Origin of the sequence: Bacillus stercoris, assembly GCF_029772985.1 — a bacterium.
Lineage (GTDB): Bacteria > Bacillota > Bacilli > Bacillales > Bacillaceae > Bacillus > Bacillus stercoris.
The window spans coordinates 3,577,126-3,598,519 of the sequence record NZ_CP121861.1 but is presented as its reverse complement, the minus strand read 5'-3'; the positions used below and the strand labels follow the sequence as shown (position 1 = coordinate 3,598,519).

The window sequence follows — 21,394 nt, the reverse complement described above, 5'->3', positions numbered from 1 at the left end:
AATTATTTATTTATAGAGGAGGTTTTCTTATGTTACGAGATCAAAATGAAGATTGGATCGAGCCAGAAGAATTAGATGAACAAAGTGAATCAGGAGAATCGTTTGAAGAATTTGATATAACAGCTTCTCCAAACGATTTTAATATTAAGACGTTATTTGATTTTATAGAATCAGGAGTAGTAAAGATTCCAGGTTTTCAAAGAAATTATGTATGGGATCAAAATCGAGCATCTAAATTAATTGAATCAATAATAATAGGTTTACCTATACCGCAAATATTTCTATATGAACGGTTGAGAAATAAGTTTTTGGTTATAGATGGTCAACAGCGTTTAATGTCAATATACTATTTTATAAAAGGCAGATTCCCTAAAAAAGATGTAAGAAGTGGATTAAGAGAAATATTCGAGGAGACTGGGAAAATTCCAGATGATATATTATCTAACAATGATTACTTTGTACCGTTTAAATTAAAGTTACCTGAAGTTAGAGAAGGTGTCGAGCATCCTTTAAATAAGTTGACATACTCTACTCTTGGTGAATATAAACCTACATTTGATCTGCGTACTATTAGAAATATTATTATTAAACAGAATCAACACGATGATGACTCTTCAATCTTTGAAATATTCAATCGTTTAAACTCTGGGGGACAAAACCTCAATACACAAGAGATTCGTTCTAGTTTGTATTATTCTAATTTTGATATTATGTTAAGGAATCTTAATCAAATCCCACGATGGAGACAATTATTAGGAAAAGAGAACCCAGATTTAAGAATGCGTGATATTGAAATATTATTAAGAGGATTTGGTATTTTATTAAATGGTGATAATTATAGACCATCTATGGTTAAGTTTTTGAACAGTTTTGCACGTGAAGCTAAAAATTTTGATAATGCTAAAGTCGATTATTTAGAAAAGTTATTTAAATCGTTTTTGGAAGCTACTTGTGAACTAGATACAGATTGCTTCAACACAAAAACTGGAAAGTTCAATATATCAATTTTTGAAGCAATTTTTAAAGCAACTTGCGCACCTTATGTCGAAGATCAAGAGTTGGTAAGTCGTACTATTAATCCTGATTCTGTTAAAAGATTAAAAAGTAATAGTGATTTCATAAATGCAACACATCATAGCACCGCCAGAAGAGATATAGTTCAGAAGAGGTTGTCAATTGCAGATAACATTCTAAATGGTGAATCTTAAGGGTGAGGACTGATGAAAGAAACTATAGTCGATGCAGTTTATAAACAAAATTATAATTTATTAAAGTATCTAGAGATGCAAAAAGAAGTTTCTTTTCAGCAAGATATGGACAATAAGTTAAAGAAAGTTTTACTTGTATCCGCAGCTAGTTTTTTTGAGACAAGTATTACAGAATTATTAATGAATTTTTTTAATGTAAAGGCAGGAAACAACCCAGAAATTGTTGCATTTCTAAAAAACAAGGCTATTAGTAGACAGTACCATAGCTACTTTGACTGGGAAAAAAGTAATATCAACAAGTTTCTCGGTCTTTTTGGGGAAGAATTCAAAAAACAGGCTGTTAAAGATATAAAAGAACAAGAGTTAGATCAATCAGTTAAAGCATTTTTAACTTTGGGGAACCTAAGAAATCAACTTGTTCACCAGAATATGGCTACTTTTTATATTGAACAGACTAGTGAGGAAATATATTTTCTATATAAAGAAGCTTTAAAGATGATATCATTTATTGAAAGTAAGCTTAGTTGAAAATGATAGTATAAAATAAGGAAAATTGAATTATCTAACAGTTTAGAAAACAAGACGCAGCCTCAGCTGCGTCTTGTTCTTAACCAAGCGTTCCGTTTTCTGCAATCGTCATTTCCTTGTCAAAGATGGCTTTGTCTGCTAGGGAGTTCGTTGAATCGTTTGCAGCTTTGCTTGTCATGTTTCTGGATGCCACGTTTACTTCATTTCCTAAGGAAGAACTGATAAAGCTTACACCGATCAAAGCAATTACAGCGCACAAAGTCAGTTTAAATTTCATACAAACAATCCCCTCTCTGAATTTGTTTGCGGGCATGAACCATCTTTTTGAAACAGATAACAGAATCATCCATCTGCCCAATTTCAGTATAAAACTTTGCGGCTAATAATGCCAACTCTTCCATATAAGGATAACCTTGGGATGTCTCTAATTTGTTGAAAACATTTAATAAAATGGACGTTTCTCCTTTTTTGATAAACAGCGCCTGCAATCCTTCGAACATGATTTTAAATAGGCCATTGTCGAATTTACATGCGAAGCGTACGCCTTTTCTGAAACAATCCATTGCCTGGTCTTGTTTATGTTGAAGAAAATAAATTAAGGCTAAATCGTGATAAGCTTGTGTCAAGTTGTTGAAATTTGATTTTTTGAATTGGAGTATCGATTGCTCCATGTATTTTGCTGCTTTCGTCAATTCGCCCATTTTAAGATAACAATTTCCGATATTGAATAAAGCTTGGCCGTAAATCCGCTTGTTTTTGCTTTCAAGCAGCCGTGCGCCTTTTAGTGCCTGCTCGAGGTGAGGGAGTGCCTTTTCATGACTTTCTAAATCGTCGTAGTTACCTGCGATCACAAAATGGCATTGTATGCGGCGGACTGAGTAAAGATCGTGCGTTTTATAGATGTTATACGCCTGAGAAGAATAGTGCATGGATACGTGGGTTTGTTTCATATGATAAAACACTTCAGCCATTTTAAAATAAAATTCCGCCCGCTCAATTTCATCTGAAATATAGGGAATTGTGTTTTCTGCTTTTTGATAGAGTGTAATAGCAGTCAAGAAATTGCCTTGTTTAAATTCATACATTCCCTGAAAAAAGTAATAGTAATATTCAACTAGTTTCTCCATCTTCCTGTTGTTGCCTTCAATTCTCTTTAAATATTCTGACAACTTCATTTGTTTTCCTTCAGATGGAATCACATAGTCAATCATAAGCTGATGGCGAAATGCAATGAGCTGATAGTAAATCAAGAGGTCTTGGTCTTCTTCCATAATGTCAATGTCCCGTTCGATCTCAGCTTTAAGCATTTCAGCATCTGTCACATTAAACTTTTGAATATGCCGGTTCCACTCATTAATTTTCATCCCAATGTGCGGAGACGAAATCTTGCCCAAACTTCTCACCCTTCCTCTTCTCACTAATTATGTAAATTTTATCAATACTGAAATTTAATAGGAAGGGGTTGAGCAACCGCAAAAAAAATTTTCGGTGCAGTCCGCAAATGGCAGTTTGGGTGTTTCGCGTTATATTTGGTTTTGTGAAGGTTAGCGGAAACTCAATTCGTGAAGTTAGGATTGCGGTTATTACGACTGAGTAGTCGTTTCGTCATACTCTTTTAGCAGTTTTTCTGTCTTATGCATTTCTTTGAGCATCGGATTCATGTAGTCGCTATCTGATTCTAGGTTTGCTCTTGTCAGAGTATCTAGTTTATTTTTAAAACTTTAGAGAGGTCTTATTCGAATTGTTCCTCTGAATGTTGGATAAATTCTTTTGCCTCTTCATATCTTTTTAATATGTTTTTCATCATTGGAGTTGGATTCTTTTGATTAATTGTTTTTATTACGGTGATTGTTAAATTTATTTGCTTTATTATTTCTTTTCTTACTGTCAAGGTGATGCTCCTTTTATAAAGTGAGATGAGATAAAAATAAAGCCCTCGAGTAAGAGGGCTTCATATTTATTTAGAATTTTTTACTTAAACATAGGATACTGCACCAATAAATTTAAATGAATAGTTTTTATCGTTTATTTCTTTCTCCCTGCCGTCATATTCAAAATTATATAAAAGAACAGCAGCATTGATGTGTTCAGGAATTGCGGTACCTACTATGTTCTCAAATCGAGGTAAGATGACACTATCGTACGAACAGCCGCCAATTAGTTCAGATAAATTATTACAATTTTTTTCATGTGCAACTTTTTCTATAAAATCTTCATCTAATTCATCTATATCTATATCAAAATCAATTAAAAATTGGGAAGGAAGAAAATCACCTTCATCCTCATTGTAATCTAATTCAACATATTTACTTAATGATTCATCATCATTTATACTTCCAATCCACAATGATACGAAATTTTGACGTTCCATATTAACCTCCTATTATTTAGTCCTTAATCCTTCTGGCAGTGCTGCCGCTCCACCTTTTAGCCTATAGTTCGCCCAATTATTTAATCTTCGGACAAACATATTATAGTTTAAGGATGAATCAATAATTCCTAGCAATTCATTATGAGCAGCGGTTGAACCCAATCCTCCGTGTTTACCAACTGGATTCACAAACTCGACTTTGTTTATGGCAGTTCTTAAATCTCTAATTTGTTCAGCTGTAACTCCCCAATGTTTGAAAGTAGGGGCCCGAGAAACTAAATGCCATTCGTGCATGCCGCCGGGTGCTCTCAATTGTCTTTCAATTGCTCTTCTAACTTTCTTATCTGTCCAAAGCTCATCAAGTTGCTTCGTTGTTAATGAGTTGAACCAATTATTAAATTCACCACTTTTTACTGTAGGAATTATTGTTTTTCTAGGTTTCTTTATGTTCTGTGTTTTTCTTTCAGTTTTTTGCAATGCATTTGATTTCTGTTCTTCAATTTCTTTTTTCAGAAGCGATGTATTCTTTACATTATGCGTATTCTCAATATCCTGAGCAATCCCTGCAAAAGCGACTTGATTTTTACCTTTTAAAGCACTGCTGAAATCTTTTGTTTTCTGGATTCCTGTCTTTACATGTTTAGTAGTAGCTTTTTCTCCAGCTTTAAGCACTTTATCGATTTTGGCAGCACCTGCTTTACCAAGTTTACTTGTTACTTTCACAACAGAGCCAGCACCTTTTAGTCCGACGAGGCTCCCGACTACATAGGTAATATAATGAGATCGTGAGTATGCATCACCGTTAACCATTTTATCATTCCATGAATCTGCTATGTTTGTCCATATGATTTTTGCATAAGAAGGTGTCTTCAATACAGTTGAAATTGTTTTGGCTAATTTTTGTTCTTCGGAGAGCTGGGAAAACTCCCACGCTCCGACAGCTAAATCTTTAACACCAGTCACAGTATCCTTAGCGACATCGTAGAGACCGACTCCAACTCCTTTCAGAACTTCCCATGTGGTTTCACCAACTTCTTCGAGCTGTTTTGCTTGCTCAAGCTGCACCACATACTGTAACTGTGCAGGCTCAAGGTTCTCATACCCAATCTTCTTCGCAATTTCTAAATATTCATCAGGGTCAGATACCCCATCCGCAAGCTTTTTCTTCAATTTTTCAATCTCGCGTTCCTTCGCTTCCTCTTTTTTAATCTTCAAGTAAGCCTCAGTCCGCTTTTCAATGTCGCCTTTTTTCTTATGTATGTCACTCTCACGGTACGCCTTGGCGTTGTAGTGGATGGGTGTGGCGTTTTTGCCTTTGCCCGTTGCTTCTTGGAGCTTTTGGAAGTCGGATTTGATGAATTGTTCGTTTGGTTCTGACAGGGCGTATTCTGTTTTCAGGTCTTCGTCCAAGGCGTCCAATTTATCCAGTGTTTTTTTGCGTTTGTCGTTGGCATCGGCCAGCTCGTCTTTGAAGGTTTCTGTTGAAAACAGGTCGAGCGGGAGGATGTCGTCGATATCGTTCAGGATGTCTTTCATCGCTTTTTTCTGTTCGGACATGATGGATTTTGATTTTTTATGGGCATTTGCCAGTTCGTGCTCCAGGAAGGATTCTTCGATGTATGCGTCTGAGAGGCCTTTGTCTTCGGCGGCTCCGGCGATGCTGTTGAAAAATGCGATTTTCATATCAATGTAGTCGATCCATTGGTCGGTGACGCCGACGTGGTCGTGATAGAATGCTTTGATGTTGCTGGCGCCTTTTCCTGAGAATTCGCTGTCACTGAGATCAGCGACGCTTTTTAACGCTTTTCTCAAGTTGACCATTTGCGTTCTTAGTTCTTTGTACTCTTTTGCACGGTCTGTCGCTTCCGAAAGCAGTGTTTTCGCTTCAAATACTTTCATGACCATTTCCCTTCTTTTGTTCGCTCAATATCAAAATTTTACCACGGAGCGGGATGAGGGTGGGGGTGAGAACGTGTTTTGGTGGAAAAATGAGTCATTTGGCATGTGTCTAAGTGCACGGTTTTGATAAGATAATGATAGATCAATAAAAAGGGGAAGAGCTCATTTGGATAAAGATTTCTTAATCATAAAGATCAAGGATATTCAAAAAGGCGACACGCTAACGAACCGCGCTTGCGGGAACTGGGATATGAAATTGTCCAGAGCAAAGGAATGTAAACGGGCAATTGTTGTTCGGAGCGGTGTGATTTTAAATGTTTACAAGATCGTTGACGCTTGGGAATCTGATGAACCAGCCAAAATCACTAAAACGAACAATAGAGTCCGGTTTCAATTGGCAGAGTGCCGAGACTATTCTTATTTGATTGGCGGTACGCTGAAAACAAAAACGCAAAATCCGGTTTCGAGTCTATCCTTAGAAACCTTAATGGAACTAGTAAAATAAAAGGGGTCCAGCATGTATCTCTATAAAGTAAACAATCAAAATCAAATCGAAGATATTCGCGAGAAACCGTTTAAAAAAGAAAAAGAGATTCAGGATTTATGTGAAGCCAATCTTCAGAAAATGTTGGGGCTAGGGTTTGTGAAATCTGAATTCAGAATCAGTAATTTCCGCATTGATACGTTAGCGTTTGATGCTGAGACTAAATCTTTTGTGATTATCGAGTATAAAAATACGAAAAACTTCAGTGTTGTTGATCAGGGCTACGCCTACTTAGCGGCAATGCTCAATCATAAAGCAGATTTCATTCTTGAGTACAATGAAAATCATGATCTTCCGTTAAAGCGGGATGATGTAGACTGGTCGCAGTCGAAGGTCATTTTTATCTCACCTGTATTTACGGTGTATCAAAAGCAATCGATCCATTTTAAAGATCTGCCAATTGAATTGTGGGAGATTAAAAGGTACGAAAATGATCTGATCCAGTTGAATCAAATGAAGGCTGATGGCGTCTCCGAGTCGATTAAGACCATTTCACGGCAAAGTGAGACCATTCAAGAGGTCAGCAAAGAAATTAAAGTGTTTTCTGAAGAGGATCATCTTGCAGATAAACCGTTTGACATCATAGAGCTTTATCAGCAGCTAAAGGAATTCATTTTTAATTTAGACGATCATATTTCAATCAAACCGACAAAGCTTTATATTGCGTTTACATCTAATAAGCGAAACTTCGTTGATATTCTACTTTTAAAAAGTGGACTTAAGCTGTGGGTGAATATGAAAAAGGGAGAATTGCATGATCCTGAGGAGAGAATGCGCGATGTCTCTGAGACCGGCCACTGGGGAAATGGCGACTATGAGATTTTCATAAAAGATGATGAACACATTGAATATATCATGGGATTGATCAAACAATCCTATGAGAAAAAGTGAGAACTTCCATTGAGAAGTTCTTTTTTATTGGGTTACAAGGGATATGTACAGGGCGTGTTGAAAATGATATAGAGTTTTCAAACATTTACTGGGAGTTGTTTGTGTGAAAAAGCGTTTTATACTATTGGGCTTGTTCGCAAGTGTTTTTATGTTGGCTGTATATATTTACTCTCAAAATAAGAACACGTATCCTGTCCAATCTTCCACCATTCACCCCGAAGAAGACCGGATCTTTTTTATCTACTCCAATCTTTTCATAAAAGAAAGCACGCTGCTTTCAACCTCAACAGGCGAACGGTTTAACAGGCGTAAGTTTAAGGTGGCGGATGTGCCTTATATTCAAACGAAATCTTATGCATCAACAGACCTTGTATTATTGGCGGAACACGAGCCTTTTTACTACACGCTGGAGAAGGATGCGATCAAAGAGCATCCGCTTTCAGATCCATTTGCGTTTTGGCATGAGGGGAAGGATGTCTCTGTTAAGGCCTATAATGTTGATACGACGGGAAATGAGATCCACATAAACGACAGAAAAACGAAAAAGGAATATACCCTTACCTTGCCTTCACTTGTCACGATGGGGGCCAGTGATGAGAACTATATTTATATCATTCAAAGCATGGCTATTTACGTGATTGACAGAAAAACAGAGGAAATGATTGAGACCCTGAGTTTAGCCTCATACGCTGATCAATTCGCAGACTCGAAGGAATTTATTGTTGCGAGCTCGGAGCATGAATTGACTGTGATTGAAAAAGGGACATGGAAGGCGACATATATTGCGTATCCTGAAGATCTTGAATATGCAGATACTGTGTATTATGACAAAGAAAGCGGCAGTTTTTACGTTACGTACGAGGACAAAGAGGGTGAGGCGAACTTGCTGGAGTATGGGAAGGAATTTTCTTTTCATACATATAGTTTGAATTTCCCTTATATGGAGGCGAAGTTTAAGGGGAATCTATTGTATATTGTCGCCCAGGAAGAGCATAAAAAGGGCATCGGCGGGTATGTGGGTGTGTTTGATATCCATTCTAAGGAGATGCTTTATCAGTTTGATTTGCCTGAGGAACAGGTGAAGGTTCAGGATTTTGTTGTGGTTGATTAGACTTCATAGCTATAATCTTGAATCAACTCATATGTAACGAGGTGAGTAAATTACAAATGTCCTTTTGTTTAATAATAGAATTTATTAAAACTTCAGATTGAAAGCATTTACTAGGAATATAATTTGAAAATATATTTTAATTCTAGTTTTTATGGTTTATAATGTATATAAGTCCTGTATTATACAATTTTAATTGATGGAGGTATTTGATAGTGAAAAGAGTAAATCAGTTGATGACATTAGCTCTTGCGGGTGTAATGGCATTTGGACTAGTATTCATTGGGTCAGGTCAGTCTGCTAAGGCTGTTAGTAAAACTACGAGCTTTACATTTACATCAAAATCCTACATTCACACATCAGAAAACTATAAAAATGTTTATGCTACAGTTGAAATGGGGAGAACAGGAACTTGGGAAAGTGCTGCTTATTGCAAATTATATTTGCAACGTTATACAAATGGTTCTTGGAAAACAATTGATACAGCTTCTGGAAATGCATCATACGGTAAAAAACTAAATGTTACATTCACAAATATTGCAAAAAAATCTGCATCGACTAGAGTGAAACTAAAACTTTATAATAATTGGGATCATTCAGACTATATGCAAACAGTATATTCTAGTAAATGGACTAGATGAAGAAAAAGCTCTCCTTTTTAAGAAGGAGAGCTTTTTTTGTTATATTATGATTCCTTAGTTACCATTTTGATTTTGATTCTCTGCTAAGGTTTATTTAAATATATTGTTCTATAGTTTAGGTATCTGATTTTAGATTTGCAAACCTACAAAAACTATGAAATAAGAAAGCTACCATGAGAGAGCAGAAGGGTGAGAGAGACAATGAGTTATAAATTAGTTGCGATGCTTTTATCGATACTATTCCTATTATCGGCGTGTTCTAATAGCGGATCTTCTGATAAGGATCAAGAAAAGCAAGCCGTGAAGAAGGCGAGCGTTGCGAAGCTGACGGAGCAGGAAGTAAAATCAGCTTTGGAAAACGATATAGATTCGATCTTCAATGCATTTGATAAAGCGGGAAAGGAAAACGGCTGGAGCACGGCAAACAAGGCGGATTTCAGCAAGCTGCGGCCTAGTGTGCTGCCTTATGCAACAGAAACGTTTGCAGATCAGACCTTAAAGGATTTGGCCGGAGAGTACTTTTGCGAGTGTGATGCTCCTTTTCACCCCGGCACTGATTTCGATGTACGTTTTACTTATGAACAGGACAAGAATAAGATAGAGGCTTCATCAATAGACCCGGCAACAGAGTTAAACAATATGGGCACGTTATGGACGTTTGAATTGGTGAAGGAAGATGGCGATTGGAAGATCAACAAATGGGACAGTAAGTCGCTTCAAGGGGATGATATCAAGCTGACAAAAGAAGAAGCGAAAACGATTCTGTCTAGAAACGGTGAAACGGCGGAATTTGTGAAGTCCTATGAATCGAAGGCTGCCGGCGGAACAGCTTATCTTTTCAATGTGAAAAGTTCAAATGGAGAAAGACAGGCGGCGATCAGTTCAAAGGTACCAGTATAGTGAGTGATAATGAAGACGAGACTGAGGCTCCGGAGCAAGAAAAAGTTCAAACGGCTGAGGAAACCGAGTCATCAGATAACGCGGATACACAGAGCAGTGAGCAGACAACGGGAAGTACAAAAGCAGATTATGTTGCCAAATTGTCAGCGACGGAACAGAAAGAAAAGCACAATGACTATCAAAGTGATTATCAGATGATTGAGGATTACGGCTACAATTATCAAATGTGGGACGGATTGCTAAACGAGATATACGGCGTGCTGCAGAAACAGCTTCCTGCTTCAGACATGGCGGCATTAAAAGTGAAACAGCGCCAATGGATAAAGGATAGGGATGCTACGGCCACGAAACGATATGATGAGGAGGGCGGCGGTTCATTATCCCGAGTCGTCCAAACAGAAGAGCTTGCCAAACAGACGAAAGAGCGCTGTTACGAGCTCGTGAATACGTATATGAAATAGAATGACAAAGACCCTTGTGTAAAGGGTCTTTTTTGCGGAGAAAAACAAATTGACAGGATGAAAAAACAATTTCTTCCTTCTATATTGTTTTCAAAATTTGGGATTGATAGAATATGACATATCTCATAGAGAAGGAGGGAAGCCGTTGAGTCAAGCCATACCGTCTTCGCGTGTAGGTGTTAAGATTAATGAATGGTATAAAATGATTCGCCAGTTCAGTGTTCCGGATGCTGAGGTTCTGAAAGCGGAGGTTGAGCAGGACATTCAGAAGATGGAAGAGGATCAGGATTTGCTGATCTATTATTCTCTGATGTGTTTTCGGCACCAGCTGATGCTGGATTATTTGGAGCCGGGACAACCTTACGGGAATCGCCCTACCGTGACAGAGCTTCTTGAAACGATTGAGACCCCTCAGAAAAAACTCACAGGCCTTTTGAAATACTACTCTTTGTTTTTCCGCGGCATGTATGAATTTGATCAAAAAGAATATGTTGAAGCAATCGGGTTTTATCGCGAGGCGGAGAAAGAACTGCCGGTTGTGTCTGATGAAATTGAGAAAGCGGAATTCCATTTTAAATTGGCGGAAGCGTATTATCACATGAAGCAAACCCATGTGTCGATGCATCATATTCTTCAAGCCTTAGACATTTATCAAAACCATCCCTTATACAGCATTAGAACCATACAAAGCTTGTTTGTGATCGCCGGAAATTATGATGATTTCAAACACTATGGCAAAGCGCTCCCGCATTTAGAAGCGGCGCTGAAATTGGCAATGGACATTCAAAACGATCGGTTTATCGCCATTTCTCTATTGAACATCGCGAACAGCTATGACAGATCAGGAGACGATCAGATGGCTGTAGAACATTTCCAAAAAGCGGCGAAAGTGAGCAGAGAGAAAGTGCCTGATCTGCTTCCGAAAATCTTGTTTGGGTTAAGCTGGACATTATGTAAAGCGGGCCAGACACAGAAAGCGTTTCATTTCATAGAAGAAGGGCTGAACCGTATCACAGCACGTTCTCACAAATGTTATAAAGAATTGTTTCTGTTCTTAGAGGCCGTGTACAAGGAGACTGTTGATGAACGGAAAATTCATGATCTTTTAAGCTATTTCGAAAAAAAGAACCTGCACGCGTACATTGAAGCATGTGCCCGGAGTGCTGCCGCTGTGTTTGAAAGCAGCTGTCACTTTGAACAAGCTGCTGTGTTTTATCGGAAAGTGCTGAAAGCTCAAGAAGATATTTTAAAAGGAGAGTGTTTATATGCCTATTAAGAAAAAAGTGATAATGTGTCTGGCTGTTACTCTAGTTTTCGGAAGCATGTCGTTTCCATTCCTGACAAACTCGGGCGGCGTTAAGGAATCAACAGATCGAAATACGACGTATATTGATCATTCCCCTTACAAACTCAGTGATCAGAAGAAAGCCCTTAGCTAGGGCTTTTTCTTGCTTTACTGAAGACGTTCGATTTTCCCACCGCGGCATTCCTTCTATTTCTAACGCAAGACACTCGAAACAACCAAACCATTTGAGGTATAATGGATAAAGTGAATAACAGCATTTAGATTGATATATATGAAAGAGAGTGGAACATCATGGGCCGTAAGTGGAACAATATTAAAGAGAAGAAGGCGTCTAAGGACGCGAATACGAGTCGGATTTATGCGAAGTTTGGCCGTGAGATTTACGTGGCGGCGAAGCAGGGAGAGCCTGATCCGGAATCTAACCAGGCGCTGAAGGTTGTGCTTGAGCGCGCGAAGACTTACAGCGTACCGAAAAACATCATTGAACGGGCGATCGAGAAGGCGAAGGGCGGAGCGGAAGAGAATTACGATGAGCTTCGTTATGAGGGCTTCGGGCCGAACGGATCAATGATTATCGTTGATGCGCTGACGAATAATGTAAACCGTACGGCGCCGGAAGTGCGTGCGGCGTTCGGGAAAAACGGCGGAAACATGGGTGTGAGCGGATCTGTTGCTTACATGTTTGACGCAACGGCTGTTATTGGTGTGGAAGGCAAAACGGCTGATGAAGCGCTTGAAATTCTGATGGAAGCGGATGTCGATGTCCGTGACATTTTGGAAGAGGATGACAGTGTGATCGTCTATGCGGAGCCGGATCAATTCCATGCAGTGCAGGAGGCGTTTAAAAACGCGGGCGTTGAGGAATTTACAGTAGCGGAGCTGACAATGCTTGCGCAAAGCGAAGTCACGCTTCCGGATGATGCGAAGGAACAGTTTGAAAAACTGATTGATGCCTTAGAGGATTTGGAAGACGTTCAGCAGGTGTATCATAACGTTGATTTAGGCGAGTAAGGAGTGAGCAGGCTGTTATAGCCTGCTTTCTTTTTTTGTCCTAGAAATTGTTTTAGCTGTATGTAGGCGGCTGCCTATACGATCTGTAAGATATTCTCATACTCTGGACTGTAACCTAAGTGAAGGAGAGAGTGAATATGACTGATACTGATACAAGACAGATCTATGGCGGACCTGGTTTTGGCGCTTTTCCAGGCTACGGCATTGGCCGTCCCGGGTTTGGCATGTATGGAGGACTAGGCTATCCGGGCTATGGGATGTACGGAGGCTACCCAGGCTACGGCGGCATGTATGGGGGTTACCCAGGTTATGGGATGTCTGGAGGCTACCCGGGCTACGGCATGTCTGGGGGGTATCCAGGCTATGGGATGCATGGAGGAGTCGGCGGCTATCCGGGATATGGCGCGTATGGCGGCGGTTACCCAAGCGGCGGTTATGGAGGCTCTCCGGGAGCTGTAAGCTATCCGGGCATGCACCATGAAAACGATGGACATCATCACTATTATCACCATCACCATGATGGAAAAGATAATCTTCATCACCACCATCATCATGTTGGTAAGGATAATCACCACCATCATCATGATGGTCATTATGGCCACCATCACCACCATATGGGCCATTGGGGAAAAGACGGCTTTAAATAAAAAAGATGATGGAAAAAAGAGGACACTCTTGCAGATCAAGAGTGTTTTTTATTTTTTCTTGACTGTTCAGTCCGGAAAATGGTAACATTTGTTTCAGGGGGTGATCGTTTTTTGGGGAGGAATAAAGAATTTGATACGGCGCTTGTTCTTCACAGGGCGATAGAGGTTTTCGGAGAGTATGGCTACGAAGGAACGTCTCTTCAGGAACTGCTTTCTCATTTAGGCATTGCCCGCCAGAGCTTGTATGATACGTATGGAACGAAACGTGATTTGTTTTTGTCCGCTGTGAAATCGTATCTTGAAGGAAAAAACACTGCCGTTATGGAAAGGCTTGAAGCGCCAGGATTTGTAAAGGAAGCCATTCGTGAAATTTTTCAGGAGGGTGTCAATGCCCTGAGGGATCCGGAACGGGCGAAGGCGTGCTATATCATTAACAGCGCGATTGAACAGATTCCGCATGACCCTGAGCTTGCCAGGTATTTTGACAGACAATCCAAGCAGCTTGAAGACGCTTTTTATCAGGCGCTTTTAAGGGCGAAGGATCAAGGAGAATTGAATGGCGAAGATACTGATATATCTGCGCTTGCCCGGTACCTGAATCAAAGCAGGCTGTCTCTGACATTTGTTGCGAAAGTGACGGCTGATATGGATCGGCTTCAGGACCATGTAGACGTGAGTTTATCAGTGCTTGATTAACATGTGGTAAAGAATGCTTTGCCCATGTGTGCATTTTTTGGACTGAATGGTCTGGAAATAAAAAAAGAGGTGATGATGAATGTTGATGAATGAATTTGAAAAAGCATGTGAAACATTGAGAAAGTTTATGGCTTATATGCTTGAGAAGGACATGAAGAGCTGGATGGAGCTTTGGGATGAGAATGCTGTATTTGAGTTTCCTTATGCGCCGGAGGGATCACCAAAAAAAATAGAAGGAAAAGCGGCCATTTACAACTATATTAAGGATTATCCTAAGCAGATCCATCTTTCTTCATTTACCACTCCGACAGTGTACCGTTCCGCGGACTCGAATACGATAATTGCGGAATTTCAATGTGACGGCCATGTGATTGAGACTGGACTGCCTTATCGCCAAAGCTATATCAGTGTCATCGAAACGAGAGACGGCCGCATTGTGCGTTATAGGGATTATTGGAATCCGCTTGTTGTAAAAGCGGCCTTTGGAGGATCATTTTTGCAAACAGAGGAGAGTGGGAAATGATGAAACAGAATCCGATTTTAATCACGGGCGGGACCTAAGACAGTCGGCAGCCGAATCGCCAGCCGTTTAATCAAGCTGGGATACAGGGTGCGTATTGCAAGCAGAAAAAAGGGCGCGCTTGCAAATGCAGAGTATGTGTATTTTGATTGGAAGGACGCCTCCAGTTATACGCCTGCCCTAGAACAAGTAAAAGACATCTATCTTGTTGCTCCGGTCGGTGTGCTTGATCCGGCTCCCTATGTGCTTCCCTTTTTAAAGGAAGCAAATCGTCTTGGTGTAAAGCGGGTAGTGATGCAAAGTGCGTCTGTTGTCTCCGAGAACGGTCCTGTGTTTGGCGCGCTTCACCAGGCAGTGCGCGAATTTCCTGAATGGACGGTGCTGCGGCCCTCATACTTTATGCAAAATTTCATCAACGTCCAGCATCAAATGTCGATTCAAAATGAGGGACGAATCGTCACGGCTTCAGGGGAGGGAAAACTAGGATTCATTGATGCTGATGACATCGCAGAAACAGCCGTCCGTGCTTTGACTGATGCCGTCCCTCATCAAACACATCATATCCTGACAGGACCCGAGGCGCTGAGCTATGCCGAAGCGGCAGAGATCATCGGTGCTGCCGCGGGACGCCGGGTGAAGCATGTCAGCATTTTTCGTTCTGAGCTGCAAAATAGGATGGCGGCAGCTGGTTTGCCGGCGGATTATGCCAGTTTTATGGCGAGGCTAGATGAAGCAATCAGCCATGGTGCGGAACATCGGGTAACGGATACAGTGAAGCGTGTGACAGGAAAAGAACCTCGTTCGCTCTCAGAGTTTGCAGCTGCTCATGCTGCGTATTGGAACTGACCTCATTTTGGACTGAATAGTCTAGAAAGACCTTCGGCAGAGCCGAAGGTCTTCTTATTGAAAAAGCTAAGTCATGTTTCAGTCATAATCATGCCTCCTGCCTCATACCTATTAAGGTCATTGTTTTTGAGAAAGGAGGAGCCGGAATGAAGGATATGCAGCCGTTTACGCCTGTCAAATCATATACGCCCTTTCACAGCCGTTTTGATCCCTGTCCGCCTATAGGGAAGAAATATTACAGAACGCCCCCTAACCTTTATATGACCTTTCAGCCTGAGCATATGGAGCAGTTTTCGCCGATGGAGGCTTTGAGGAAAGGCACCCTTTGGAAGGATCTCTATGATTTTTATGAAAACCCTTATCGAGGGGGAGACGCACATGGCAAAAAAGGTTGACGCCGAGTATTATCGTCAGCTTGAGCAAATACAGGCCGCGGATTTTGTGCTTGTTGAGCTGAGTCTTTATTTAAATACACATCCTCATGATGAAGATGCGCTGAAGCAATTCAATCAATATTCCGGCTATTCAAGGCACTTAAAAAGACAGTTCGAATCCTCTTACGGGCCGCTTCTGCAATTCGGCAACAGCCCCGCGGGCGAGGATTGGGATTGGGGCAAAGGGCCATGGCCGTGGCAAGTATAAGGAGGAATGCCTGAATGTGGGTGTATGAAAAGAAGCTGCAATACCCTGTCAAAGTCAGTACGTGCAACCCGACGCTGGCGAAGTATTTGATTGAGCAGTATGGCGGAGCGGACGGCGAGCTGGCCGCGGCTCTCCGTTATTTGAACCAGCGTTATACGATTCCTGATAAGGTCATCGGCCTTTTAACAGATATCGGTACGGAGGAGTTTGCCCATTTGGAAATGATTGCGACCATGGTCTATAAGCTGACAAAAGACGCCACACCGGAGCAGCTGCGTGAAGCTGGCCTTGGCGATCATTACGTCAATCATGACAGCGCGCTATTTTATCACAATGCGGCGGGAGTTCCGTTTACAGCGACTTATATTCAGGCGAAGGGTGATCCGATTGCCGATTTATATGAAGACATTGCCGCAGAGGAAAAGGCGCGGGCCACGTATCAATGGCTGATTGATATCTCGGATGATCCTGATTTAAACGATTCCCTGCGTTTTTTGCGTGAGCGTGAAATCGTACACTCTATGCGCTTCAGGGAAGCGGTTGAAATTTTAAAAGAAGAACGGGATAAAAAGAAGATTTTCTAATAGGCAGATTGGCCTCTCTTTCATACACCCTTTTACATACAGAGAAAATGGTCTGTTTTTGCAGTTTGGTCTGCATTATAATCAAGGTGTGTGTGCAAGCTTACTTTTTGATTGGGAGGCCTTTATGTCAGCTTTTAAGATTGAGAACGAAACGATTGCAGATGGATTTTACGCGTGTCCGGCCGTCTATGAGGATGCAGAATCGATTACTGGATTGCTCGTCCGAACAGCGGAATGGCTCCGGGATCGGGGTTCTAACCAATGGAGCGGACTGCTGGAAGGCCACGATACACATGATATCACGGGTTCAATTGCAGGTGGGCATGTGTTTGTGTTTAAAAAAGATGAAGAGCTTGCGGCTGTCGTGATGCTGCTGCCTGAACCGAGCGAGTGGGACCGGACGCTTTGGGGAGACGATGGGCATGAGGAGTCCATTTATTTGCATCGCCTCGCAGTAAGCCGCCGGTTTGCGGGACAGGGGCTTGGAGCACGCGTCCTTCAATGGGCGGAGACGGGCATACACTTTCCAGGGAAAACGCGGATTCGGCTTGACTGTGTCGCTGATAACGACGCCTTGCATTCCTTTTATCGGCGTATGGGATATGAATTCATGGGTGCTGATGCATCCGGATATCATTTGTTTGAGAAAGAGATTACGACAGAATAAGCGTCCTTTCAAGGAGGCTTTTTTGTCTTTTTCTAAAAGGGAGGGCAGGCGATGTTGTGGCCAATTTTATTTATGACAGGGATCGTGACGGCTTGTTTGTTCACTGGCGTATCTGCTTTGATGCGGATGAAGTTTCCTGACAAAAGCCGGCCGGAATGGATATTGGGCGGGCTGATCGTCCTTGGTGTGTTTCTGATCTGGTACAGCCTCGTGTATGTACGCGGCTGGGAAGGGGCTGCGCTCGGAGTGCTTGGATTCAATGTTGTTTGCGGAGCCATTGCCGGATATTTGATTGATAGAGCCATCCGGCGTTACAGGAAAAGATAAGGCGGCGGATATCTCTCATCATATCGAATTTTTAAGAACGGCAGGAATTTTCTTTCGAAAGGAGAAATACATAGTACTTTAAAATGAAAGCGTTTTCCATGGCAGGAAGGTGATGTTGATGATACACAGTGTGACGAATGGGCTGAATCGTTTTTGTACGTGGGTGATGAGACTGGCCTATTTGAATGTGCTTTGGATTTTGTTTTCTCTTGCAGGCCTGGTTGTGTTTGGGCTGATGCCCGCTACTGCCGCGATGTTTACAGTGGCGAGAGAATGGGCGAAGGGGAATGCGGATGCCCCGGTGTTTTCTGTCTTTATTCGGGCGTTTAAAAAGGAATGGCGGGCATCACAGATCATCGGGCTCATCGTTGTGACGGCTGCCCTGTTTCTGTTTGCGGATATGCGGATAGCGGCTCAGATGGATCAGCCTGTGCTCGTCAACGTGTTCCTGAGCATCAGCTTGATTTTCGCGTTTGTTATGCTGTATGTGTTCCCGGTGTTCTCTCATTTTGACGTGAAAATCAAAGAGGTGCTGAGCATTAGCTTTTTGATTGCCTTCAGCCGTCCGGCGGTGACGCTTTTGATGGCGGCGGGCGCTGTCGGTGTGCTTTGTCTCGTTCTGTTTCATGTCACATTTTTGCTGTTTTTCAGCGGGAGTTTACTCAGCCTGATCTTAACGAAGCTGTCCTTTAAAGCATTTCGGTCAATGGATCAGCGGCAGGAGAAAGAAAAGGCGGCATGAAGAAAAGAATTGCTGGCTGGTACAAGCGGATGATGATTAAGGATAAGCTGTTTGTGTTTCTATCGTTGATTATGGCCGTATCCTTTCTGTTTGTATACAGCGGGGTGCAGTATGCCTTTCATGTGTATGATGAGCAGATTTACCGCAAGTCCTCGGAGGTGTTGCGGATGTCTTCTGAAAGGATCGAAGACGAGCTGAAAAAGATAGAGGATGTGTCTTATGAAATCATTACAGACGAACAGATTCAGCGCATCCTGAGCATGCAAAATCGGGATGATACGTATGATCAATATCAAATGAAGCAGGAGCTGTGGGATCAGCTTGCGGGATATGCCAGCGATGAAAAGTACATCGACTCCATTCATTTGATTGATGCCCGCGGCGCAGAGTATTCAGCCGGAAGCAGTTCTTCAGATCTTTTGCAGCAGGAAGAGGTGTTTAAGCGAGCGAAAGCGAAAAATGGAAGAAATCTTTGGATGACGCTCGGCGGGTCAGATCCTGTCCTGATTTCAGCACGGCAGATCAGATCCTTTCACCAGCTGAGTTTGAACGGCTTGGGCATGGTGCTGATCCAAGTCAATATCAAACAGATGATTCGTGATGTGCCGAAGGATTGGGGCGATTCAGTCGGAGACATCATGATTGCAGACCAAGGCGGGAATTTGGTGTATACGGCACATGCATCAGCGCATGTTCCTGAGGCAGCAAAGGAGACGCTGAAGCACCCCGGTTATGACTTGATAAAAAAGAATGGCAAACGTTACTTTATTTCTTATCTTCAATCATCCTACCAAAATTGGAGCTACTATAACGTTATCCCCTTTGATCAGATGTTCGCGAAAATTTCCTTTATGAAAACAGTGATCGGCACATGCTTTCTCCTCTTTTTCTGTGTGGTGTTGCTTTTCGGAAGGAAAATCGCCAACAGCATCACGGAGCCGATTGAACAGCTTGTGACCGCGATGAAATCGGTACAGCACGGCGGTATTGAAGCAGGTGTGTCGCTTTCTCTGCCGGAACATACACAGGATGAGGCCGGCATGCTGAACCGCCATTTTACTGTCATGATGAAACGGATTAATAAGCTGATGGAAGAAAATGTGGAAAAACAGCTCATTATTAAAGAAACCGAATTGAAAGCACTGCAAGCCCAGATCAATCCGCATTTTTTATATAACACGCTCGAGTCCATCAATTGGCTGGCCAAGGCGAATCAGCAAAAGCAAATCTCAAAAATGGTGGAATCGCTCGGTTTTCTTCTGCGAAACAGCATACATATGAAAAAGGATATCGTGACCATTCAGGAGGAGGCGGACATTTTACGTCACTATATGACCATTCAGCGATTTCGATTTGAAGAGCGTCTGAACTTCACGTTGGATATTGACGATGAGGTCAAGCATTGCCTCATTCCGAAACTGACGCTCCAGCCGCTTGCGGAAAATGCGATTCAATACGCGCTTGAACCCTTTACAAGGCCGTGTGCCATCCGGATTCAGGCGAAAAAGGTGAAGGACTGTGTCTGTATGACGGTCGAAGATAACGGCCCTGGCATGGATGAACGGATTCTTGAAGCAACGGGCGGAAGAGGAATCGGACTGTGGAATATTCGCGAGCGCATCAGCCTGACATTCGGAGAGCCATACGGCTTGCGTATTCAAAGTAAGCATGAAAAGGGAACGAGGATTGTGATCACAATACCGTGCCGAAATGAGGTGGTGTGATGTATAAAATACTGCTGGCTGATGATGAGAGGATTATCCTTGATGGAATGGCGGGAATCATTGAGTGGGAGGCGCTTGGCGCTTCACTGATCGGTAAAGCGCAGAACGGACATGAAGCGTATGAAAAGATTGTACATAAGCAGCCGCATATCGTCATCACAGACGTCAAAATGCCTGGCATGGACGGGCTTGAGCTAATCAAAAAGGTATCAGCCGTCAGCCCGTCGGTGCAGTTTATCGTCCTGTCCGGGTTTGGAGAGTTTGAGTACGCAAAGGAAGCTATGAAATATGGGGTGAAGCATTATTTGCTGAAGCCCTGCAATGAACAGCAGATTATCAGCTCGCTTGAGGAAATCATTGCTGAGCTGAAGCGGCAAGATGTGCGGAAAAAGAAAACAGACCACCTGATACACGAGCTTGATCATATCCGTTCCTTTGCTGCCGATCAATACTTGGAAGGCTTGATCGCCGGTGTCGCCCAGCTGTCTCCGCCGCCTTCACTTGCCGGAAAAAAGGTCCGCCTCTTGATTTTAAAAGGGGGCCAATCTATTGATACCGCGGCTAGAAAGGCACTCGGGACGGCGCTGACAGCGATTTGCGGCAGCGGAGAATGGACCGTGCTCGCTGTAGAGGAGGACGCCGCTGAAAAGGCGGCGGAGGTTTTTGCGGACCGCAAGATGGTTATCAGTCAGGCGGGAGAACTCCGGCACGCGGGGCAGCTGTTTCGGGACACAGCTGAAGCGGCTGGTGACCTGCATGGGAGCGCAGTGATTTCAAAAATGATCAGGCTTATTGCCGAGGAGCTCGGAAACCCGAATCTGTCCTTAAAATGGGCGGCGAAGGATATGCTGTTTATGAATCCTGATTATCTCGGGAAGTTATTTAAGCAGGAAACAGGCGAGAAGTTTTCCCAATATGTTACACGAGTGCGTCTTGAGCATGCGATGAAGCAGATGAAAATAAGGCGGGACGCGAGTGTATCAGAAATTGCTGAAGAAATCGGGTTTGGTGATAATCCGAAGTATTTCAGTCTTGTTTTTAAAAAATATACCGGTCTGACACCGTCAGAATTCAGAAGAAAACAGGGAGGCGCTTCCGCAGGATAGCCATCTCTGTTTTTTTGACTTTCCC

25 protein-coding genes and 3 pseudogenes are annotated in these 21,394 nt (G+C 42.2%); 23 read left to right on the top strand and 5 right to left on the bottom strand.

The features are described 5' to 3' along the window. The first annotated feature begins 29 nt into the window (after window positions 1-29). Together QA442_RS18805 and QA442_RS18800 are read left to right on the top strand one after the other, a co-directional pair. Window positions 30-1,208 (top strand): GmrSD restriction endonuclease domain-containing protein, encoded by a 1,179-nt coding sequence (locus QA442_RS18805; protein WP_095432146.1) that lies wholly within the window; start codon window positions 30-32, stop codon window positions 1,206-1,208. A gap of 12 nt (window positions 1,209-1,220) precedes the next feature. Then, entirely contained in the window at window positions 1,221-1,736 is a 516-nt protein-coding gene (locus tag QA442_RS18800) for a HEPN domain-containing protein (protein WP_095432147.1), read from the top strand. Between the two features lie 79 nt (window positions 1,737-1,815). Here the strand turns inward: QA442_RS18800 and QA442_RS18795 are convergent, their stop codons facing one another. From QA442_RS18795 to QA442_RS18775, 5 genes and pseudogenes are all read right to left on the bottom strand, one after another. After that, window positions 1,816-2,013 (bottom strand): hypothetical protein, encoded by a 198-nt coding sequence (locus QA442_RS18795; protein WP_003240078.1) that lies wholly within the window; start codon window positions 2,011-2,013, stop codon window positions 1,816-1,818. Continuing rightward, complete coding sequence (locus QA442_RS18790; protein ID WP_095432148.1) at window positions 2,003-3,130, bottom strand: Rap family tetratricopeptide repeat protein; 1,128 nt, start codon at window positions 3,128-3,130, stop codon at window positions 2,003-2,005. The genes QA442_RS18795 and QA442_RS18790 overlap by 11 nt, the downstream gene beginning before the upstream one ends. A 189-nt stretch (window positions 3,131-3,319) precedes the next feature. Then, window positions 3,320-3,627: pseudogene (locus QA442_RS18785) on the bottom strand (hypothetical protein). Between the two features lie 84 nt (window positions 3,628-3,711). Then, complete coding sequence (locus QA442_RS18780; protein ID WP_029317425.1) at window positions 3,712-4,107, bottom strand: immunity 22 family protein; 396 nt, start codon at window positions 4,105-4,107, stop codon at window positions 3,712-3,714. Window positions 4,108-4,119: 12 nt separating this feature from the next. Next, window positions 4,120-6,006: a ribonuclease YeeF family protein gene (locus QA442_RS18775; protein ID WP_095432149.1), complete on the bottom strand. Its 1,887-nt coding sequence runs from the start codon at window positions 6,004-6,006 to the stop codon at window positions 4,120-4,122. 166 nt (window positions 6,007-6,172) lie between these two features. Here QA442_RS18775 and QA442_RS18770 point away from each other — a divergent pair, with 166 nt between their 5' ends. The 21 genes and pseudogenes from QA442_RS18770 (at window position 6,173) to yesN (ending at window position 21,369) form a co-directional block, all read left to right on the top strand. Next, complete coding sequence (locus QA442_RS18770) at window positions 6,173-6,511, top strand: hypothetical protein (RefSeq protein WP_021481280.1); 339 nt, start codon at window positions 6,173-6,175, stop codon at window positions 6,509-6,511. 12 nt (window positions 6,512-6,523) lie between these two features. Next, window positions 6,524-7,441, top strand: coding sequence for a DUF5655 domain-containing protein (locus tag QA442_RS18765; RefSeq protein WP_095432150.1), 918 nt, complete (start codon window positions 6,524-6,526; stop codon window positions 7,439-7,441). Between the two features lie 148 nt (window positions 7,442-7,589). After that, a complete protein-coding gene (locus tag QA442_RS18760; protein ID WP_255220415.1) occupies window positions 7,590-8,552 on the top strand; it encodes a hypothetical protein in 963 nt (320 codons plus the stop codon). A gap of 257 nt (window positions 8,553-8,809) precedes the next feature. Continuing rightward, window positions 8,810-9,190 (top strand): hypothetical protein, encoded by a 381-nt coding sequence (locus QA442_RS18755; protein WP_095432199.1) that lies wholly within the window; start codon window positions 8,810-8,812, stop codon window positions 9,188-9,190. Between the two features lie 201 nt (window positions 9,191-9,391). After that, window positions 9,392-10,090: a hypothetical protein gene (locus QA442_RS18750; RefSeq protein ID WP_255220413.1), complete on the top strand. Its 699-nt coding sequence runs from the start codon at window positions 9,392-9,394 to the stop codon at window positions 10,088-10,090. Beyond that, window positions 10,090-10,551 (top strand): lysozyme inhibitor LprI family protein, encoded by a 462-nt coding sequence (locus QA442_RS18745; RefSeq protein WP_255220414.1) that lies wholly within the window; start codon window positions 10,090-10,092, stop codon window positions 10,549-10,551. The genes QA442_RS18750 and QA442_RS18745 overlap by 1 nt, the downstream gene beginning before the upstream one ends. Window positions 10,552-10,696: 145 nt before the next feature. Next, window positions 10,697-11,827, top strand: coding sequence for a response regulator aspartate phosphatase RapH (gene rapH / locus QA442_RS18740; protein ID WP_095432152.1), 1,131 nt, complete (start codon window positions 10,697-10,699; stop codon window positions 11,825-11,827). Continuing rightward, on the top strand, window positions 11,817-11,990 hold the full coding sequence (phrH, locus tag QA442_RS18735; RefSeq protein ID WP_071582165.1) for a phosphatase RapH inhibitor PhrH: 174 nt from the start codon (window positions 11,817-11,819) through the stop codon (window positions 11,988-11,990). Before rapH ends, phrH begins: the two co-directional genes overlap by 11 nt. A 158-nt stretch (window positions 11,991-12,148) precedes the next feature. Continuing rightward, entirely contained in the window at window positions 12,149-12,868 is a 720-nt protein-coding gene (locus tag QA442_RS18730) for a YebC/PmpR family DNA-binding transcriptional regulator (RefSeq protein WP_003233863.1), read from the top strand. A 137-nt stretch (window positions 12,869-13,005) separates the two neighbouring features. Further along, entirely contained in the window at window positions 13,006-13,515 is a 510-nt protein-coding gene (locus QA442_RS18725) for a spore coat protein (protein WP_095432153.1), read from the top strand. A gap of 111 nt (window positions 13,516-13,626) precedes the next feature. Continuing rightward, entirely contained in the window at window positions 13,627-14,211 is a 585-nt protein-coding gene (locus QA442_RS18720) for a TetR/AcrR family transcriptional regulator (RefSeq protein ID WP_279473351.1), read from the top strand. Between the two features lie 79 nt (window positions 14,212-14,290). Further along, the gene (locus QA442_RS18715) at window positions 14,291-14,734 is read left to right on the top strand and encodes a nuclear transport factor 2 family protein (RefSeq protein ID WP_095432155.1); all 444 of its coding nucleotides are present in this window, start codon (window positions 14,291-14,293) and stop codon (window positions 14,732-14,734) included. Further along, window positions 14,731-15,597: pseudogene (locus QA442_RS18710) on the top strand (NmrA family NAD(P)-binding protein). The gene QA442_RS18715 and the pseudogene QA442_RS18710 overlap by 4 nt, the downstream one beginning before the upstream one ends. Before the next feature lie 126 nt (window positions 15,598-15,723). Beyond that, on the top strand, window positions 15,724-15,972 hold the full coding sequence (gene cotJA, locus QA442_RS18705) for a spore coat-associated protein CotJA (protein ID WP_003219489.1): 249 nt from the start codon (window positions 15,724-15,726) through the stop codon (window positions 15,970-15,972). Further along, the gene (gene cotJB / locus QA442_RS18700) at window positions 15,956-16,219 is read left to right on the top strand and encodes a spore coat protein CotJB (protein ID WP_014663114.1); all 264 of its coding nucleotides are present in this window, start codon (window positions 15,956-15,958) and stop codon (window positions 16,217-16,219) included. Before cotJA ends, cotJB begins: the two co-directional genes overlap by 17 nt. Before the next feature lie 14 nt (window positions 16,220-16,233). Further along, complete coding sequence (cotJC, locus tag QA442_RS18695; protein ID WP_071582170.1) at window positions 16,234-16,803, top strand: spore coat protein CotJC; 570 nt, start codon at window positions 16,234-16,236, stop codon at window positions 16,801-16,803. A gap of 124 nt (window positions 16,804-16,927) precedes the next feature. After that, window positions 16,928-17,470: a GNAT family N-acetyltransferase gene (locus tag QA442_RS18690; RefSeq protein WP_095432157.1), complete on the top strand. Its 543-nt coding sequence runs from the start codon at window positions 16,928-16,930 to the stop codon at window positions 17,468-17,470. A 22-nt stretch (window positions 17,471-17,492) separates the two neighbouring features. After that, window positions 17,493-17,797: pseudogene (locus QA442_RS18685) on the top strand (YesK-like family protein). Window positions 17,798-17,909: 112 nt separating this feature from the next. Beyond that, window positions 17,910-18,539 carry a YesL family protein gene (locus tag QA442_RS18680; protein WP_095432158.1) on the top strand — a complete coding sequence of 210 codons (630 nt, stop codon included), beginning with the start codon at window positions 17,910-17,912 and terminating at the stop codon, window positions 18,537-18,539. Continuing rightward, on the top strand, window positions 18,536-20,263 hold the full coding sequence (yesM, locus tag QA442_RS18675; RefSeq protein WP_095432159.1) for a two-component system sensor histidine kinase YesM: 1,728 nt from the start codon (window positions 18,536-18,538) through the stop codon (window positions 20,261-20,263). Before QA442_RS18680 ends, yesM begins: the two co-directional genes overlap by 4 nt. Beyond that, on the top strand, window positions 20,263-21,369 hold the full coding sequence (gene yesN / locus QA442_RS18670) for a two-component system response regulator YesN (protein ID WP_095432160.1): 1,107 nt from the start codon (window positions 20,263-20,265) through the stop codon (window positions 21,367-21,369). Before yesM ends, yesN begins: the two co-directional genes overlap by 1 nt. Window positions 21,370-21,394: the final 25 nt, after the last annotated feature.

Bases quoted from the DNA above. Each gene is read 5' to 3' on its own strand.
- QA442_RS18805 (WP_095432146.1), top strand. From the start codon at position 30: ATGTTACGAGATCAAAATGAAGATTGGATCGAGCCAGAAGAATTAGAT.
- QA442_RS18795 (WP_003240078.1), bottom strand. From the start codon at position 2,013: ATGAAATTTAAACTGACTTTGTGCGCTGTAATTGCTTTGATCGGTGTA.
- QA442_RS18715 (WP_095432155.1), top strand. From the start codon at position 14,291: ATGTTGATGAATGAATTTGAAAAAGCATGTGAAACATTGAGAAAGTTT.
- QA442_RS18725 (WP_095432153.1), top strand. From the start codon at position 13,006: ATGACTGATACTGATACAAGACAGATCTATGGCGGACCTGGTTTTGGC.
- QA442_RS18780 (WP_029317425.1), bottom strand. From the start codon at position 4,107: ATGGAACGTCAAAATTTCGTATCATTGTGGATTGGAAGTATAAATGAT.
- QA442_RS18775 (WP_095432149.1), bottom strand. From the start codon at position 6,006: ATGAAAGTATTTGAAGCGAAAACACTGCTTTCGGAAGCGACAGACCGT.
- QA442_RS18750 (WP_255220413.1), top strand. From the start codon at position 9,392: ATGAGTTATAAATTAGTTGCGATGCTTTTATCGATACTATTCCTATTA.
- QA442_RS18800 (WP_095432147.1), top strand. From the start codon at position 1,221: ATGAAAGAAACTATAGTCGATGCAGTTTATAAACAAAATTATAATTTA.
- cotJA (WP_003219489.1), top strand. From the start codon at position 15,724: ATGAAGGATATGCAGCCGTTTACGCCTGTCAAATCATATACGCCCTTT.
- QA442_RS18765 (WP_095432150.1), top strand. From the start codon at position 6,524: ATGTATCTCTATAAAGTAAACAATCAAAATCAAATCGAAGATATTCGC.
- QA442_RS18690 (WP_095432157.1), top strand. From the start codon at position 16,928: ATGTCAGCTTTTAAGATTGAGAACGAAACGATTGCAGATGGATTTTAC.
- yesM (WP_095432159.1), top strand. From the start codon at position 18,536: ATGAAGAAAAGAATTGCTGGCTGGTACAAGCGGATGATGATTAAGGAT.
- cotJB (WP_014663114.1), top strand. From the start codon at position 15,956: ATGGCAAAAAAGGTTGACGCCGAGTATTATCGTCAGCTTGAGCAAATA.
- QA442_RS18760 (WP_255220415.1), top strand. From the start codon at position 7,590: ATGTTGGCTGTATATATTTACTCTCAAAATAAGAACACGTATCCTGTC.
- QA442_RS18680 (WP_095432158.1), top strand. From the start codon at position 17,910: ATGTTGATGATACACAGTGTGACGAATGGGCTGAATCGTTTTTGTACG.
- phrH (WP_071582165.1), top strand. From the start codon at position 11,817: ATGCCTATTAAGAAAAAAGTGATAATGTGTCTGGCTGTTACTCTAGTT.
- QA442_RS18755 (WP_095432199.1), top strand. From the start codon at position 8,810: ATGGCATTTGGACTAGTATTCATTGGGTCAGGTCAGTCTGCTAAGGCT.
- yesN (WP_095432160.1), top strand. From the start codon at position 20,263: ATGTATAAAATACTGCTGGCTGATGATGAGAGGATTATCCTTGATGGA.
- cotJC (WP_071582170.1), top strand. From the start codon at position 16,234: ATGTGGGTGTATGAAAAGAAGCTGCAATACCCTGTCAAAGTCAGTACG.
- QA442_RS18730 (WP_003233863.1), top strand. From the start codon at position 12,149: ATGGGCCGTAAGTGGAACAATATTAAAGAGAAGAAGGCGTCTAAGGAC.